Annotated in this window: 15 protein-coding genes; 6 read left to right on the top strand and 9 right to left on the bottom strand. The window is 73.2% G+C overall.

Annotation, left to right across the window (positions count from 1 at the left end; all coding sequences use genetic code 11):
- Positions 1-173: 173 nt before the first annotated feature.
- On the bottom strand, positions 174-1,139 hold the full coding sequence (locus Z164_RS21220; protein WP_024888988.1) for a sigma-70 region 4 domain-containing protein: 966 nt from the start codon (positions 1,137-1,139) through the stop codon (positions 174-176).
- 483 nt (positions 1,140-1,622) lie between these two features.
- On the opposite strand from Z164_RS21220, the gene Z164_RS0101505 reads away from it, so the two are divergent.
- Positions 1,623-3,812, top strand: a complete 2,190-nt coding sequence (locus Z164_RS0101505) for a primosomal protein N' (protein ID WP_024888987.1) — start codon at positions 1,623-1,625, stop codon at positions 3,810-3,812.
- Between the two features lie 14 nt (positions 3,813-3,826).
- Here the strand turns inward: Z164_RS0101505 and Z164_RS0101500 are convergent, their stop codons facing one another.
- Positions 3,827-4,588: an NYN domain-containing protein gene (locus Z164_RS0101500; RefSeq protein ID WP_024888986.1), complete on the bottom strand. Its 762-nt coding sequence runs from the start codon at positions 4,586-4,588 to the stop codon at positions 3,827-3,829.
- Between the two features lie 90 nt (positions 4,589-4,678).
- Here Z164_RS0101500 and Z164_RS0101495 point away from each other — a divergent pair, with 90 nt between their 5' ends.
- The 4 genes from Z164_RS0101495 to Z164_RS0101480 all read left to right on the top strand — a co-directional run bounded on the left by Z164_RS0101495 (position 4,679) and on the right by Z164_RS0101480 (position 7,441).
- On the top strand, positions 4,679-5,299 hold the full coding sequence (locus Z164_RS0101495) for a 2-hydroxychromene-2-carboxylate isomerase (RefSeq protein ID WP_024888985.1): 621 nt from the start codon (positions 4,679-4,681) through the stop codon (positions 5,297-5,299).
- Positions 5,300-5,394: 95 nt separating this feature from the next.
- Entirely contained in the window at positions 5,395-6,336 is a 942-nt protein-coding gene (locus Z164_RS0101490) for a DegV family protein (protein WP_024888984.1), read from the top strand.
- A gap of 69 nt (positions 6,337-6,405) precedes the next feature.
- Entirely contained in the window at positions 6,406-6,741 is a 336-nt protein-coding gene (locus Z164_RS0101485; RefSeq protein ID WP_024888983.1) for a hypothetical protein, read from the top strand.
- A 1-nt stretch (position 6,742) separates the two neighbouring features.
- Positions 6,743-7,441 carry a Dph6-related ATP pyrophosphatase gene (locus Z164_RS0101480; RefSeq protein WP_024888982.1) on the top strand — a complete coding sequence of 233 codons (699 nt, stop codon included), beginning with the start codon at positions 6,743-6,745 and terminating at the stop codon, positions 7,439-7,441.
- A 39-nt stretch (positions 7,442-7,480) separates the two neighbouring features.
- Here the strand turns inward: Z164_RS0101480 and fghA are convergent, their stop codons facing one another.
- The 7 genes from fghA to Z164_RS0101445 form a co-directional block, all read right to left on the bottom strand.
- Entirely contained in the window at positions 7,481-8,311 is an 831-nt protein-coding gene (gene fghA, locus Z164_RS0101475) for an S-formylglutathione hydrolase (RefSeq protein WP_024888981.1), read from the bottom strand.
- A 150-nt stretch (positions 8,312-8,461) separates the two neighbouring features.
- Positions 8,462-9,571, bottom strand: a complete 1,110-nt coding sequence (locus tag Z164_RS0101470) for an S-(hydroxymethyl)glutathione dehydrogenase/class III alcohol dehydrogenase (protein WP_024888980.1) — start codon at positions 9,569-9,571, stop codon at positions 8,462-8,464.
- 46 nt (positions 9,572-9,617) lie between these two features.
- A complete protein-coding gene (gene frmR / locus Z164_RS0101465) occupies positions 9,618-9,893 on the bottom strand; it encodes a formaldehyde-responsive transcriptional repressor FrmR (RefSeq protein ID WP_024888979.1) in 276 nt (91 codons plus the stop codon).
- A gap of 106 nt (positions 9,894-9,999) precedes the next feature.
- Positions 10,000-10,794 carry a sulfite exporter TauE/SafE family protein gene (locus tag Z164_RS0101460; protein ID WP_043688888.1) on the bottom strand — a complete coding sequence of 265 codons (795 nt, stop codon included), beginning with the start codon at positions 10,792-10,794 and terminating at the stop codon, positions 10,000-10,002.
- 273 nt (positions 10,795-11,067) lie between these two features.
- Complete coding sequence (locus Z164_RS0101455) at positions 11,068-12,534, bottom strand: alginate export family protein (protein WP_024888977.1); 1,467 nt, start codon at positions 12,532-12,534, stop codon at positions 11,068-11,070.
- The gene (locus Z164_RS0101450) at positions 12,531-13,943 is read right to left on the bottom strand and encodes a UbiD family decarboxylase (protein ID WP_024888976.1); all 1,413 of its coding nucleotides are present in this window, start codon (positions 13,941-13,943) and stop codon (positions 12,531-12,533) included. The genes Z164_RS0101455 and Z164_RS0101450 overlap by 4 nt, the downstream gene beginning before the upstream one ends.
- Positions 13,944-14,040: 97 nt before the next feature.
- Entirely contained in the window at positions 14,041-15,381 is a 1,341-nt protein-coding gene (locus tag Z164_RS0101445; RefSeq protein ID WP_024888975.1) for an MFS transporter, read from the bottom strand.
- Positions 15,382-15,622: 241 nt separating this feature from the next.
- Between Z164_RS0101445 and Z164_RS0101440 the strand changes: the two genes are divergently transcribed.
- Positions 15,623-16,588 (top strand): LysR family transcriptional regulator, encoded by a 966-nt coding sequence (locus Z164_RS0101440; protein WP_201769555.1) that lies wholly within the window; start codon positions 15,623-15,625, stop codon positions 16,586-16,588.
- Positions 16,589-16,635 lie beyond the last annotated feature (47 nt).

Raw genomic sequence — 16,635 nt, 5'->3', positions numbered from 1 at the left:
CTTGCGGGGGAAGGGAAAGAGAGCATGCCCCCCGCTTGCGGAGGAAGGAAAAACAGGTTGCTCCCCGCTTGCGGGGGAAGGGCAGAACAAGATGGCCCCCGCTTGCGGGGGAAGGCAAAGACAGCGCGCCCGCCAGAGAGGGGTTTCTTTCGCGCGCTGAATGTCGATACCGCCTAGGGCTCACTGTCGGCCTCCAGGGCGTGCTCGTCGGTGTCGGCGGCGTCCTCGGCCCGCTCCGGCCGGGCCACGTCGGCCGCCACGTCGCCGCGTTCGAGCTGCGCCGTCAGCCAGGCCAGGAAGGCCGGGTCGCGCGCGGCGCCCTCGGCGTCGTCGCTGGCCAGCAAGGCGAAATCGGGGTGGGCGACGATGGCGAACTCCTCGTCGAAGCGGGCGGCGGGCTGGGTTTCCGGCAGGCCGTCGAGGCGGATGCGGTCGGGCACCGGGCCCAGCTTGCCGGGAAAGACGAAGGTGGCCGCCAGCGCCAGCAGGGTGGCCGCGGCCACGGCCGCCAGGGCCGGGCGCAGCCAGCGCGGCCGGGGCGTGGCGCCGGCGGACGGGCGCGCCGGCGCCGCCGGCTCCGGCGCCCGCCTGGGCGGCGTGTAGACCCGGCCGCGCAGCGCGGCCTCGCGCAGCCGCGCCAGCTCCGCCAGCCGCTCGGGCGGGGTGTCGCGCAGGGCCAGTTGGGCGGCGTCGGCCAGCGCGCGGAACCGGGTCTCGTCCGGCGCACCGTCCTGCAGCCGCGGCAAGGCCCGGCGCAGGGCGAGGCGGTAGGTCGCCCGCGACACGCCGAGCACGCCCGCCGCGTCGGCTTCCGACACGCAGGCGACCAGCCGCAGCAGCAGCGCCGCGCGCGGGCCGGCGCCGATCTCGCCCAGCCAGGCGAAGTCGCCCCGCCAGTGCGGTGCGCGCGGGGGTTCGCGCAGTTGCGGGGCCGCCAGCAGCAGGGACCAGAACCGGCGCGGCCATTCGCCGAAGGGGGTGCGGGCGGCGGCATCGCGGAAGCCGACCATGGCGGTGGTCAGCGCCGCATCGCCGGCGTCCGGATCCCCGACCTGGAGCTGGGCGAACAGCGCGGCCCGGCGCTCGACGCCGCGCAGGAAGGCGGTCAGCGCGGGCGAGGCCTCGGGCGCATCAATCACGGTCTCGGATGCTCTCTCGGGGCGGTTTCACCGCGCCATCATAGCCACCGCCGGACCGGTGGACGCACTTGACATTGGTGAATTCGCGCGCTTGCGGCCGCGGTCCGCCGCGGGGGGTTGTGCACAGCGGCCACAAGCCTGTCATCCGCGCCCCCGCGCAGCGCCGCCTTCGCCACGGTTCAGCCATGTTTCACGGGCAACTGCCTGATCGAAAAGCAAAAAATCAATTTGGCGAATTTTTGTCCAACCCCATGAAGGCGCCGTACCGGGGCCGCTTACGGCCCCTTCCGAGGCGGCGATGCACAGGGTTATCCACAGACCGTGTGGATAAGGGGGAAACTCGTTGTGTGACGGCGGTTTGCGTGCGATTCGTGCGAACGACGGCAGCAAGGACCGGCAAGTCGAATCGCCTGCCCGCCGGGGCGGGGGCCGTTCGAGCGGGCCGCCCCGTACACTGCGCTGCCCGTCCGCCGCTCCGTCCGGATGACCGAACCCCAGGCCCTGCTGCGCGTCGCGCTGCCGGTACCGCTGCCGCGACTGTTCGACTACCGCCCGCCCGAGGGCCGTCCGGCGGGCGCGGGCGACATCGGCCGCCGGGTGCGGGTGCCGTTCGGCAGCCGCGAACTGGTCGGGGTGGTGGCCGATGCCGGCCCGCCCGAGCACGCCGACGTCGAGCTGCGCGAGGCCCTGGCCTGGCTCGACCCCGCGCCGCTGCTGGACGGCGAGCTGCTGGCCTCCCTGCGCTGGCTGGCGCGTTACCTGCACGCGCCGCTGGGCGAGGTCCTGGCCACCGCCCTGCCGGCGGCGCTGCGGCGCGGCGAGCCGGTCCCCGAGACCCACGCCTGGGCCTGGCGGCTGACCGAGGCCGGCGCGACCGCCCTGCCCGCACTGCGCGCCGGCCGCCCGCGCGCGCTGGCCGAGCTGCTGGCCGCGGGCACGCTCGACGAGGACGGGCTCGACGGCCGTCTGCCCGGCTGGCGCGCGGCCGCGCGCGCGCTGGCGGCGCGCGGACTGGCCGAGCGCATCGCGGTGCCCGCCTCGCAGCTCGCCCCCGCGCCGCGCCCGGGGCCGCCGCCCAACCCGGCCCAGCGCGCGGCGATCGACGCCGTCGCCGCGGCGGAAGGCTTCCAGCCCTTCCTGCTCGACGGGGTGACCGGCAGCGGCAAGACCGAGGTCTACCTGCAGGCCATCGCCGGCGTGCTGGCGGAAGGCCGGCAGGCGCTGGCGCTGGTGCCGGAGATCGGCCTGACCCCGCAGACGCTGGCGCGCTTCCGCGAGCGCCTGGGCGTGCCGGTGCACGCGCTGCACTCCGGCCTCAACGACGCCGAGCGTGCCCGGGTCTGGGCGGCCGCCTGGCGCGGCGAGGCGCGGGTGATCGTGGGCACGCGTTCGGCGGTGTTCGTGCCGCTGCCGCGCGCCGGCCTGATCGTGGTCGACGAGGAGCACGACGGCAGCTACAAGCAGCAGGACGGCATCCGCTACCACGCGCGCGACTTCGCCCTGGTGCGCGCACGCGCGCTCGGCGTGCCGGCGGTGCTGGGCAGCGCGACGCCGTCGCTGGAGACCTTGCACAACGCCCGCGCCGGCCGCTACGCGACGCTGCGCCTGCCGCAGCGCGCCGGCGATGCGCGCCCGCCGGCGGTGCACGTGCTCGACGTGCGCAAGCGCCCGCTGGAGGCGGGGCTGTCGGCCGAGCTGCTGGCCGGCATCGGCGCCGCGCTGGACGCCGGCGGGCAGGCGCTGGTGTTCCGCAACCGCCGCGGCTACGCGCCGGTGCTGCTGTGCCACGACTGCGGCTGGAGCGCGCAGTGCACGCGCTGCGACGCGCCGATGACCGTGCACGCCGGCGGCCGCCGCCTGCAGTGCCATCACTGCGGCCACCGCCAGCCGGCGCCGCCGGCCTGCCCGGACTGCGGCAGCCTCGCGCTGCAGCCGCAGGGCGTGGGCACGGAACGGTTGGAGGAACACCTCGCGCGGGCCTTCCCCGCGGTGCCGGTGGTGCGCATCGACCGCGGCAGCACGCGCCGGCGCGACGGCGTGGAGCGGGCGCTGCGCACCCTGGGCGAGGCGCCGGGCATCCTGGTGGGCACGCAGATGCTGGCCAAGGGCCACGACCTCGCCGGGCTGTCGCTGGTGGCGGTGGTCGGCATCGACGAGGGCCTGTTCTCGGCCGATTTCCGCGCGCCCGAGAAGCTGGCGCAATTGCTGATCCAGGTCGCCGGCCGCGCCGGCCGCGGCGCGCGCGCGGGCCAGGTGCTGCTGCAGACCCACCACCCCGGCCATCCGCTGCTGGAAACGCTGTTGCAGGGCGGCTACCACGCCTTCGCCGAGGCCGAACTGCTGCAGCGCGAGGCCGCCGGCTTCCCGCCGTTCGCGCACCTGGCGCTGCTGCGCGCGGAAGCCGCGCAGGCGGAACTGCCGGCCGCCTTCCTGCGCGAGGCTTCGGCGCTGCTGGGCGAGGCCGATCCCGGGGGCCGGGTGCAACGCCACGGCCCGCTGCCGGCGCCGATGCCGCGCCGCGCCGGCTTCCACCGCGCGCAACTGCTGCTGTCGAGCGCGCAGCGCGGCCCGCTGCACGCGCTGCTGGAACGCGCGCTGCCGGCGCTGCGCGCCTCGCGCGAGGCGCGGCGCGTGCGCTGGTCGCTGGATATCGACCCGGTCGATCTGTACTGAGCCGCGGCCGCCGGCTAACCGGCGGCCGGCGCCTTCCTCCGCCGCGCGCGCGAGCGCGCAGGCGTCTCCGGCAGCGGCCGCAGTTCCACCGCCTGGCCGGTGCGGCGCACCTCGAACAGCCCGGTGGCCTCGATCAGGTCGCTCAGCTTGCGGTAGCCGTAGTTGCGCGCATCGAACGAACCCTGGTTGCCGATGTGGCTGCCCACCGCGCCCAGGTGCGCCCAGCCGGATTCGTCGGCGGTGGCGCCGACGGCGTTGCGCAGCAGGTGCACCAGCGCGGTGTCCTCGCGCAGCTGCGCGGCGGTCTTCGGCTTGGCCGCGGCGGCGGCATCGTCAAGCGCGCCGAGCTTCTCCAGGTACAGGAAGGTCGAGCACGCCTTGACGAACGGCAGCGGGGTCTTCTCCTCGCCGAAGCCGAACACGCGCATGTTCTCGTTGCGCAGGCGCATCACCAGCGGGGTGAAGTCGGCGTCGCTGGAGACGATCGCGAAGCCGTCGAGCGTGCGCGCGTACAAGAGGTCCATGGCGTCGATCACCATCGCCATGTCGGAGGCGTTCTTGCCGCTGGTATAGGCGAACTGCTGGATCGGGCGGATGGCGTACTGGTGCAGCGCCGCCTCCCAGCCCTTCAGGTGCGGGTTCTTCCAGTTGCCGTAGGCGCGGCGCACGTTGGCCACGCCGTGGCGCGCCAGCTCGGTGAGGATGGGTTCGATCTTCGAGGCCGGCGCGTTGTCGGCATCGATCAGCAGCGCCAGGCGCAATTCGTTGTCCGCCATGCGGCGATCTCCGGGAAACGGGCGGCGCCAGTCTACGCGCCGCCGCCGCACCCGGCACAATGGCCTGCGCCGATTTCTGGGAGGCACGCCATGGCCGCACGCTGGTACTTCGATTTCATCTCGCCGTATTCCTATCTGCAATGGCGCAAGCTGCGCGAGGTGCTGCAGGCGCGCGCCATCGAGCCGGTGCCGATCCTGCTCGCGGCGGTGCTCGACCGCCTCGGCAACAAGGGCCCGGCCGAGATCCCCGCCAAGCGCGCGTTCGCCTACCGGCACCTGGTCTGGCGCGCGCGCCGCGACGGCGTGCCGCTGCGCTTCCCGCCGGCGCACCCGTTCAACCCGCTGCCTGCGCTGCGGCTGGCGATCGCCGCCGGCTGCGCGCCGGACGCGATCGATGCGGTGTTCGAGCGGATCTGGGCGCACGGCGAGGCCGCCGACAGCGTCGAGGCGCTGGCGCCGTTGCTCGCGCGGCTCGGCGTGCCGCCCGCGGCGCTCGCCGACCCCGCGGTCAAGCAGCGCCTGCACGACAATACCGCCGGCGCGATCGCCGCCGGCGTGTTCGGCGTGCCGACGCTGGCGGTGGGCGATGCGCTGATCTGGGGCGACGACGCCCACGACTTCGCCATGGCCGTGCTCGACGATCCGCACCTGCTGGAGGACGCGGAGATGCGCCGCGTGGCGACGCTGCCCGAAGGCGTGCGCCGCGGCTGACCCACCGCGGCGTTTGGCGTAGAGTGGCGCCCACCCGACATCGCGGGCCCACGGCGACCGACAGGCCGCCGCCCGCACCGCCCCAGGCAACCCGGATGCGCATCGGAATCGTCGTCGACTCGGCCTGCGATCTTCCCTCCGACTGGCTGCACGCCGCCGGCGTCGTCCTGCTGCCGGTCACCGTGCGCATCGGCGACGCGGAGCTGGTGGACCTGCGCGACGAACGCGCCACGCTGGAGTTCGCGCAGGCGCACCTGGCCGAGCGCGGCCACACCGCGGAGACCTCGGCGTTCCCGGCCGAGCGGATCAAGGCGCTGTTCCTGGAGCGCCTGGTGATCGACTACGACTACGTGTTCTGCCTGACGGTCACCCGCAACCGCAGCCGCATCCACGAGCACGCCACCCAGGCCAGCTTCGCGATCCTCAACGAGTACAAGCAGCCGCGCAGCGCCGCCGGGCACGCCACCCCGTTCGCGCTGCGCGTGGTGGATTCCCAGCAGGTGTTCGCCGGCCAGGGCCTGCTGCCGGTGGAGGCGGTGCGGCTGCGCGAGGCCGGCGCCGGCGCGCCCGACATCCGCACGCGGCTCGATTTCCTCGCCGCGCGCAGCTACACCTACATGGTGCCGCGCGACCTGGCCTACCTGCGCGCGCGCACCCGCCACCGCGGCGACCGCAGCGTGAGCCTGCTGGCCGCGGCGCTGGGCGGCGCGCTCGACATCAAGCCGATCCTGCACTGCCACCAGGGCGAGACCGGCCCGGTGGCCCGCGTGCGCGGCTTCGAGCAGGCCGCGCGCACGCTGTTCGGCTTCGTCGAGGCGCGGGTGGAGGCCGGCCTGCTCACGCCCACCCTGTGCCTGAGCTACGGCGGGCCGCTGGAGGCGCTGCGCGCGCTGCCCGGGCACGCCCGCCTGATGGACGTCTGCCGCGCGCACAACATCGAGGTGTTCGAGGCGGTGATGGGGCTCAGCGGCATGGTCAACGTCGGCGCCGGCGCGCTGACCGTCGGCTTCGCCGCGCCGCCGCACGCGTTCGCTTAGCGCGCGCCGACGAGCCGGTCACGCGCGGCGCTGGTAGGCTGCACCGATCCTTTCCGTCCGATCGAACGCATGGCCACCTACGACATCCGCATCCCCCACCCCGAGCGCGCCCGCGCCGCCGGGGCGTTCGCATTCCGCTCGCAGAGCGCGGCCGGCATGGCCGAGGAACTGCAGGCCGCGCTGGCCGGCAGCGGGCTGTTCGAGCGCTGGCGCGCGAGCCAGGACGAGCCGGACGAGGTCGATCCCGCGCTGGGCGCCGTCGATCCCGCGGCCCGCGTGGAGGGCGCGCAGGAGGATCTGGGCTTCGACCTCACCGCCACCACCGTCCTGCCCGGCGAGATCCTGCGCCACCGCCTGCGCCTGCTGGCCGGCAGCGCCTGGGAGCTGCGCAACGTGCGCAGCTGACATGCCCGCGCGGCGGCCGGTCCTGCTCGCGTGGAGCGGCGGCAAGGACGCGGCCTGGGCCCTGCACGTGCTGCGCCGCGACCGCGCGCTGGCGCCGGTGGCGCTGGCGAGCACGATCACCGACGGCCACGAGCGGATCTCCATGCAGGGCATCCGCGTGGCGGTGCTGCACGCGCAGGCCGAGGCCGCCGGCCTGCCGGTGGTCGAGTCGCGCATCCCCGTCGCGGCCGACAACGCCACCTACGAACGCGCCTTCGCCGAACTGCTGGCGCGCGCGCGGTCGCGCTGGCCGGGCCTGCGCGACATCGCCTTCGGCGACCTGTTCCTGGCCGACATCCGCGCCTGGCGCGAGGCTCTGTGCGCACGGCTGGGCTGGACGCCGCACTTCCCGCTGTTCGGCGCCGACACCGCCACGCTCGCGCGCGAGATGATCGCCGGCGGCCTGCGCGCGCGGCTGTGCTGCGTGGACACGCGGCAGCTCGACGCCAGCCACGCCGGCCGCGCGTTCGATGCCGCGCTGCTCGACGCGCTGCCCGCCGGCGTCGATCCCTGCGGGGAGCGCGGCGAGTTCCACACCTGCGTGCAGGCCGGGCCGATGTTCGCGCACGCGCTGGACCTCGCGCCCGGCGAAACGGTGCTGCGCGACGGCCGCTTCGCCTATACCGACTTCCTGCTGCGGGCTCCGTCCCCCGCGCGATGACGCGCGCCGCGGCACGACCGCGCCGCGGGCACGGGACGCTCAGGCGCGCAGCGCGCGTGCGTGGTGGGCGATGTGCTCGCCGATGAAGCTGGCGATGAAGTAGTAGCTGTGGTCGTAGCCGGGCCGGAGACGCAGGCTCAGCGGATGTCCGGCGGCCTCGGCGGCGGCCTGCAGCAGGTGCGGCCTGAGCTGGGTGTCGAGGAATTCGTCGTCGCCGCCCTGGTCGATCAGCAGCGGCAGCCGCTCCTGCGCCGAGGCCAGCAACGCGGTGGCGTCGTAGGCCGCCCACGCCGCGCGGTCGTCGCCGAGGTAGGCGCCGAACGCCTTCTCGCCCCACGGCACCTGCGACGGCGCGACGATCGGCGCGAACGCCGACACGCTGCGGTAGCGGCCGGGGTTGCGCAGGGCGACCGTCAGCGCGCCGTGCCCGCCCATCGAGTGCCCGCTGATCGCGCGCGCCTGCGACACCGGGAAATTGGCCTCCACCAGCGCCGGCAGCTCGCGCACGACGTAGTCGTACATGCGGTAGTGCGAGGCCCAGGGGGCCTGGGTCGCATCGACGTAGAAACCCGCGCCCTGGCCGAGATCGTAGCCGTCCGCATCGGGCACGCCCTCGCCGCGCGGGCTGGTGTCGGGCGCGACCAGGACCACGCCGTGCTCGGCCGCGTAGCGCTGCGCGCCGGCCTTGGTGATGAAGTTCTGCTCGGTGCAGGTCAGCCCGCTGAGCCAGTACAGCACCGGCAGCGGTTCGCGCCCGGCCTGCGGCGGCAGGTAGACCGCGAATCGCATGGTGCAGCCGAGCGTGTCGGAGGCGTGTTCGTAGACGTCCTGCCAGCCGCCGAAGCAGGCGTGGTGTTCTGTGCGTTGCATGTCGGGGTCCGGGGGTCAGGGGTCAGGGGTCAGGGGTCAGGGGTCAGGGGAGGAGCGGTGCAGATCGGGAGCCGGCGGATGCCAGGCTTTTCCCTGGCCCCTGGCCTCTGGCCTCTGGCCTCTGGCCTCTGGCCCCTGGCCCCCGGCCCCTCAGTAATGCACCACCGAGCGGATCGACTTGCCCTCGTGCATCAGCTCGAAGGCGGTGTTGATGTCGTCCAGCGGCATGGTGTGGGTGACGAACGGGGCGAGTTCGATCTCGCCGCGCATCGCGTCCTCGACCATGCCCGGCAACTGGCTGCGGCCCTTGACGCCGCCGAACGCGGTGCCCATCCACTTGCGGCCGGTCACCAGCTGGAACGGGCGGGTGCGGATTTCCTGGCCGGCGCCGGCCACGCCGATGATGACCGACTGTCCCCAGCCGCGGTGCGCGCATTCGAGCGCGGCGCGCATCACGTCCACGTTGCCGATGCACTCGAACGAATGGTCCACGCCCCAGCCGGTCATCTCCACGATCACCTGCTGGATCGGCTTGTCGTGATCCTTCGGGTTGACGCAGTCGGTGGCGCCGAACTCGCGGGCCAGCTCGAACTTCGACGGGTTGGTGTCGATGGCGATGATGCGCCCCGCCTTGGCCTGCCGCGCGCCCTGGATCACCGCCAGGCCGATGCCGCCCAGGCCGAACACGGCCACCGAGTCGCCCGGCTGGACCTTGGCGGTGTTGTGCACCGCGCCGATGCCGGTGGTCACCCCGCAGCCCAGCAGGCACACGTGCTCGGGGTTGGCCTCGGGGTTGACCTTGGCCAGCGAGACCTCGGCGACCACGGTGTACTCGCTGAAGGTCGAGCAGCCCATGTAGTGGTAGATCGGCTGGCCCTGGTAGCTGAAACGCGACGTGCCGTCGGGCATCACGCCCTGGCCCTGGGTGGCGCGCACCGCCACGCACAGGTTGGTCTTGCCGCTCTTGCAGAACAGGCACTCGCCGCACTCGGCGGTGTACAGCGGGATGACGTGGTCGCCGGGCTTCACGCTGGTCACGCCCTCGCCGACCTCGACCACGATGCCGGCGCCCTCGTGGCCGAGCACCACCGGGAACAGGCCTTCCGGGTCGTCGCCCGACAGGGTGAACGCATCGGTGTGGCAGACGCCGGTGTGGGTGATGCGCACCAGCACCTCGCCCGCCTTCGGCGGGGCGACGTCGATCTCGACGATCTTCAGGGGTTCGCCGGGGGCGAAGGCGACGGCGGCGCGGGATTTCATGGCGGTGACTCCGGTTGGAACGCGTGGAACGGGGAAATGGACGGGATCAGCGCAGGTAGGAGCGCACCAGCGCGACGGCATCGTCGATCGACGCCTGGCGCTGCTGCGGCGTGGCGGCGGCCTGGGCGAACTCCTCGCGCAGGTGGCTTTCCAGCACGCCGGCCATCAGGCCGTTGACCGCGCCGCGGATGGCGGCGATCTGCTGCAGCACCGGCCCGCAGTCGGCGCCGGCCTCCAGCGCGCGCTCGAGCGCATCGACCTGCCCGCGCACCCGGCGCACCCGCGCCAGGACGCGTTTCTTCTCTGCAGGCGAATGCGGCATGGCGCGGACCTCCCGATACTGGGGGTGAGTATACAGGGACGGACACGCGGCGTGAACCGCGGCCTGCGCGCACGCGGTCGAAACGCCGCTCGGGCCAGGCCGCGGTTCAGGCCAGCAGCAGACTCGTGCCCACCACGAGCATGAAGACGGCGAACGCGCGCCGCAGCGCGGTCGCGCTGATCGCGTGCGCCAGCCGCGTGCCGAGCGGCGCGGTGAAGACCGCCGTCGCCGCCACCCCCAGGGTGGCCGGCAGATAGACGTAGCCGATGGAATACGGCGGCACCGCATCGGGCGGGGCGTGGGTGGCGAAGCCGGCCGCGGCCGCGATGGCGACGAAGATCCCCACCGCCGCCGAGGTGCCCACCGCGCGCACCGGCACCACCCCGCGCCAGACCAGCAGGGGCACCGTCATGCTGCCGCCGCCGATGCCCACCAGCGACGACACCGCGCCGATCCCGGCCCCGGCCAGCGCCAGGCCCGGACCGCGGGGGACGGCATCGGCGCCCAGCGCCGTGCGCGCGCGGCCCAGGCCCAGTTGCAGGGCGGAGGCGAAGCAGTAGGCGGCCACGGCCATGCGCAGCACGCCGCCGTCGAGATGCACCGCCAGGAAGGTGCCCAGCCACGCGCCCAGCAGCAGGCCCGGCACCATCCAGGCCACCGTCGGCCACAGCACGCCGCCGCGGCGGTGGTGCGCCCAGGCCGAGGCGGCGGTGGTGACGACGATGCTGGCCATCGTGCTGGCCAGGGCCACGTGCATGGCGGTGTCGGGCGCGATGCCGTGGGCGGGCAGCAGCCACACCAGCACCGCGATCAGTGCCAGGCCGCCGCCGATGCCGAGCAGGCCCGCCAGCAGGCCGGCGAACGCCCCCACCAGCGGGAACATCCACGCGCCCTCGATCATCCGCCCGGCCTTCCCATGCGACGCATGCCCGCGATTCTAGCGCCCTCTGTTTTTTCCTTCGCCCTCAAGCGGGGACCATCCTGATTTTCCTTCCCCCGCGAGCGGGCTTGCGGGAGAAGGGACGAGATGCACCCGCTTGCGGGAGAAGGGACGGCATGCACCCGCTTGCGGGAGAAGGGACGGCATGCACCCGCTTGCGGGAGAAGGGACGATACGGCCCCGCGCGCGGAAGCAGGGACGGCTTCGGCGCTGCGGGTCGGATGTCGATGCGCCCTAGAACCGGAACGTGGCCCAGGTGCCGACGAAGGTGGCGTCGTCGTAGCCGGCATCCTCCAGCACCGGGCCGGCGGTCAGCCGCTCCACGCGCCCGGTCAGCGACCAGTAGCGGCTCAGGCGCCAGTTCGCGTTGAGCCGCAGCAGATGGCCGATGCGACGGCCGTCGACCTGCTCGGTGCCGGCGTAGGGCGTGCCACCGCCGCTGTAGACCGCGTCCTGCTCGCGATGGCGCCACAGCCATTCCCATTCCAGGGCGATGCTGGTGCTGGCGCTGGGCGCGAACTGGAACGTGGGGGCGATGTCGATCAGGTTGGTGCCGCCGATGAAGTTGCCGAAGCTGAAGTACGGCGAGGTGCCGAACAGGAACGAGGCGTTGCGCAGGGGGCCTTCGCCGTAGGCGCCGCCGCCCGAGGAGATGTCGGCGTGAAACCCCAGGGTCGGCTTCGTGCCCTCGCCGGACAGCGCCCAGCGCAGGTCCGAGAACACCGCGTAGGCGCGGATGTCGCGCCCGTCGAAGTCGCCGCTCTGGTGCACGGCCGCGACATCGAGCGTCATCGGCCCGCGCGCGCCCCACAGGCGCACGCCGAGGAAATCGCGCTCCTCGCGGCCGACGCTCGCGCCCCAGCGGCGGTCGTCGTCGCGCGCGGCGTACCAGAACGGCTCCAGGTACAGGCCCGACAGCGCGCCGTCGAGGCGGAACCCGGCCACGGCGCCGCGGAAGCGCTTGCGCGTGTCGGTGCCCTCGCCGAACACGCCCGGGGCCTCGTCCACGTAGCGGTACTCGAACACGTCGATGCGCCGGGTCGGCGCGATCGCCCAGGCGCGCGCGCCGTCGAGGCGGAAGTGGATGTTGGGGTTCTCGCGCACCGACACCAGTTGGATCGGCCCGTCGCTGAAGTCCTGGCGGCCGACCCGCAGACCGGTCTCGGCGCTGCCCCAGCGGCCGGTCAGGTCGACGAAGGCCTGCTGCAGGGTGAGGTCGTTGTGCTGGCTGACCGGGCGGTTGGTGTTGCGGCCGTCGAGGGTGCCGTGGGCGAGTTCCGCATAGGCGCGCACGTGCTCGCCCAGGTGCAGGTCGGCGCCGAGGAAGCCGCGGTACAGCCACTGCTGCTGCGACGGCCCGTCGCGCAGGCCGGGGTTGTCGAAGTAGTTGCTGCGGAACCGGTGCTCCGTGCTCAGGGTCAGGTAGACGTCGCCGGCCTCGTCGAGCGGGATGTACTTGAGCCGGTCGAAGCGCCCGGGCGCGCGCCCGGCGCTGGCCTGCGGCGACCAGTCCTCCACCCAGCGCGACATCCAGGTGTCGGGGCCGGTGCGTCCGCCCCAGCCCTGCGCGGCCAGCGGATACGGCGACGTCGTGCTTGCGGACTCGCCGGCCTGCGCCTGCGCCCCGGCGCAGGCCGAGGCCGCCAGCAGCGCCGGCAGGGCGATGCGCGCGGCCGCGCGCCCGGTCGGACGCGCCGTCATGTCCGCGGCGCCAGGCGCGCGCGCCAGTCGCCGGTACCGGCGAGCAGCGCGTCCAGATCGAGCGATTCCTCGCCCGGGATGCGGATGCGCTTGTACTTCATCTCCGGCGCATCCAGCGGGATGGTCGCGTCCAGGCCCATCTTCGCGCCGACGCCGTCGCGGGTGGACGGGTCCAGCTTGGAGCCCTGGCTGTGGGCGATCACCACCAGGTCGCGGTCGGCCTGGAAGCGGGTGGACACCGCCCACTCGACCTCGCGCGGGTCGTGGATGTCCACGTCCATGTCGCACACCACCACGTGCTTGATGTCGTAGTGGGCGGCGAACGCGCCCAGGATCACGTTCTTGCCCTCGCCGTCCTGTCGCTTGTCGAGCTTGACGTAGAGGTGGTAGCGGCCGACGCCGCCCAGCGCCAGGTGCACGTCGCGCACGCCGGGGAAGCTGCGCTGCAGCTCGTTGAGGATGGTCGCCTCGCGCGGGATCGCGCCCAGCAGCAGGTGCTCCAGGCCGCCGCCGACGATGGTGTGGAACATGGCGTCGCGGCGGTGGGTGATCGCGTCGACCTCGATCACGTGGCGGCGCGCGCGCTCGCCGTAGTACTGCGGGAACTCGCCGAACGGGCCCTCCTCCTCGCGCTCGTCGGGCAGCAGGCGGCCCTCGATGACGATCTCCGCATCGGCCGGCACGCGCACCTCGTTGGTCCTGCACTTGATCACGTCCAGCGCGCGCCCGTGCAGCGCGCCGGCGATCTCCAGCTCGTCGTGGTCGATGGGCACGATCGCCTGCGACGACAGCAGGGTGGCCGGATCGACGCCGATGGCGATGGCCATCTGCAGCGGCTTGCCCTGCTTCTCGGCCATGCGGTGGTAGTGGTCGGTGTGGCGCGGCAGCAGCAGCACGCCGATGCGGTTCTTGCCGCTGATCTGGCAGCGGTGGATGGCGACGTTCTGGATGCCGGTCTCGGGACTGCGCGAAATCAGCAGCCCGGCGGTGATGTAGGCGCCGCTGTCGTGTTCGTTGTGGGTCGGGATCGGCAGTTGCCTGAGCAGGTCGACCTCGGTGTGCACGACTTCCTGCGCGGGTGCCTGCGCGACCTCGCGGCACGGGATCGGGTGCGCGGCGGCGTGCTGGAAATGCGCCAGCAGGCCGTCCTGCGGCACGCCCAGCGCCTCGGCCATCCAGCCGCGGTCGGAGACCAGGCCGGAGATCACCGGAATCGCGTGCGCGCCGTCGGGCCGCGGGAAGAACGTGGCCTTGCGGCCGTCCAGGCGCTTGGCCACCGCCGCGATCTCGTGCTTGAGCGACAGCCCGTCGCGCGCCACGGCCAGCGCGTCGCGGCCGGCCAGGCGGTCGAGCCAATCGCGCAGCGAAAGCGCGCGACCGCGGCGGGAAGTGGATGCGGAATCGTTCATGGGCCCTCCGGATGGGGTATGGCGCATCCGGCGCGGCGGATGCGGGGACGTGACGGCGTTCGCGCGCGCCATGCGGCGCGCGCGCCGTGGCGATGGATCAGAGCGCGCGGCCGCGCGTTTCCGGGATCACCAGCACGCCGATCAGGTAGATCAGCGCCAGGCCGGCGCCGAACGCCGCCAGCACCGTCGGGATGTGCGCCGGCGTCGGGCTCAGCAGCGAGGCGAAGGTGGGCATGGTGCCGCCGAGCGCGAAGCCGATGTTCCACGACAGTCCGGTGCCGCTGGCGCGCAGCTCGGTGGCGAAGCGTTCGTTGAGGAAGATCAGGATCGGCGCCACCACCGCGCCGGCGACCAGCGCGATGCCGATGGCGTACCACGTGATCGCCGCCAGCGACGCCGCGGTGGCCATGCCCGTGTACATCAGCGGCAGCCCCACCAGCGAGCACAGCCCGGCGATCGCGAACGTGGGCCGGCGGCCGAGGGCGTCGGCCAGCCAGCCGAACAGCAGCGAGCTGGCGATGGTGGCCAGCGAGCCGTAGATCAGGATCTTCGAGGTCTCCTCGTGCGGCACCTCGGCCACCAGGTTGAGCAGCGTCGGCAGGTAGCCCGAGGCGAGGTAGTAGGTCGCACCGCCGCCGAAGGTGATCAGCAGGTTGACCGCCATGACCTTGCGGTATTCGCGGCCGAACAGCCGGCGCAGCGGCGAGACCACCGGCGCGGCCTTGCCCGCCGCCTTGGCCGCCTGCAGCTTCTGCCAGACCGGGGTTTCCTCCAGGTACTTGAACATCACCAGCCCGAACACCGTGCTGATCAGCCCGCAGAAGAACATGAAGCGCCAGCCCCACACGTCGAACCGCTCGCCCGGGAACGCCTTGGACAGCACGAAGTACGCGAACGAGGCCAGCAGCGCGCCGAGCCCGGCGCCCGCGCCGCCCACCATGCCCGACATCAGCCCGCGGTACTGCGGCGGCACCGACTCGGTGCCGATGGTGTGGGTGGAGGCGACGATGCCGCCGACGAAGATGCCCTGCACCACGCGCAGCAGCAGGAACAGGATCGGCGCGACCACGCCGACCTGGACGATGGTCGGCAGCGCGCCGAACGCGGCGGTGGCCAGGCCCACGCCGACCATCGACACCATCAGCGCGCGGCGGCGGCCGTGGCGGTCGGCGTACACGCCGAAGATCGCCGAGCCCAGCGGGCGCACCAGCAACGCCACCGCGAACGAGCCGTAGACCGCCGCCAGCGACAGCGTGGGGGAATCGGACGGGAAGAACAGCCGCGCCACGATCGGCGCCACGTACAGCAGGATGAACAGGTCGAACAGGTCCAGCGCCCAACCGAAGGTCGAGGCGACGGCGGCGGTGAGGACCTTGCGCGGCGGGATCGGCGCGGCTTCGCCGGCCGGCGCGGCCGGCGGCGTGGTGTGTGCGGTCATGTTTCCCCTCCACGGGAACGGATGATCGTTCGGTTGTCGCCGTGCGGGCGCCGCGATCCCAGGGCCGATCGCGCGCGCGCCTGCGGCGTCTTGCGCGGGAAGCCGAGCGACGGCGGCGCGTCGGCGACGCGACGGTGCGGAGGCTTCCCGGTGGTTCTTGTCGTTGTGGGGCGAGCCTCGCCCAGGCGCGCGATAAATCCAAATAATGATTTTAGATATGATCGATCAGATCGAATGAAGCATGACCCGCGTCGTGGAGGGACGGCCGATGGACCTGCGGCAGATCAACTATTTCCTCGCCCTGTACGAGGAAGGCAGCGTGACCCGCGCCGCGCAGCGCATGAACGTGGTGCAGCCGGCGCTGTCGATGCAGATCGCCAAGCTCGAGCGCGAACTGGAGCAGAAGCTGTTCGAGCGCACGCCCAAGCGGATGGTGCCCACCTCCGCCGGACGTACCCTGCACCGCCTGGTCGCCCCGATCCAGCGCGACCTGGCCGCGGCGCTGGCGCACATGGCCAACCTGTCGGGCGCGATCTCCGGCCAGGTCGCGATGGGAGTGCTGTCGTCGGTCACCCGCAGCGTGATCCCCGGCGTGCTGATCGACTTCGCCCGCGACTACCCGGACGTGGACATCTCCATCGCCGACGGCTACTCGCAGACCTTCATCGAGTGGGTCAACACCGGCAAGCTCGACCTGGCGGTGATCAACCGGCCCGCGCGCCGGCTGGGGCTGGAATCGATCCCGCTGCTGGAGGAGGAGATGGTGCTGGTGGCCGCGCGCGGCAACCCGCCGCCGCCGGTGCGCTCGCTGTCGGACGTGGCCCAGCTCCGGCTGGTGCTGCCCTCCAAGCGCCACGGCCTGCGCGCCGAGCTGGAGCGCCACATGGCCGGGCTGGCGGCCGAGCTCGCGCCGCGGCTGGAGCTCGACTCCACCGATTCGATCGCCGACCTGGTCGCGCGCAGCGACTGGTTCACCGTGCTGCCCAGCATCGCCGTGCACCGGCAACTGCTCGACGGCAGCCTGGTGGCGTATTCGATCGGGCGCGCGCGCGTGGCCCGGCACCTGGTGGTGGTGCACCAGGCGCGGCATCCGCCGGGACCGGCCGCGCTGCTGCTGATCGAGCGCCTGCGCGAGGCGCTGGCCGCCGCGCGCGAGGCGCTGGCCCCGCGCATCATCAGAACCAGTGATAGAAAAAATAAAGAGTGATTATTCGACTTGATGGCGACAGCGCGCTAGCGTGCGGTCGAGGGCGC

Origin of the sequence: Luteimonas huabeiensis HB2, from assembly GCF_000559025.1 — a bacterium.
Classification (GTDB): domain Bacteria; phylum Pseudomonadota; class Gammaproteobacteria; order Xanthomonadales; family Xanthomonadaceae; genus Luteimonas; species Luteimonas huabeiensis.
Note: the sequence above shows the minus strand (reverse complement) of the source record. Positions and strands in the feature narration are given on the sequence as shown.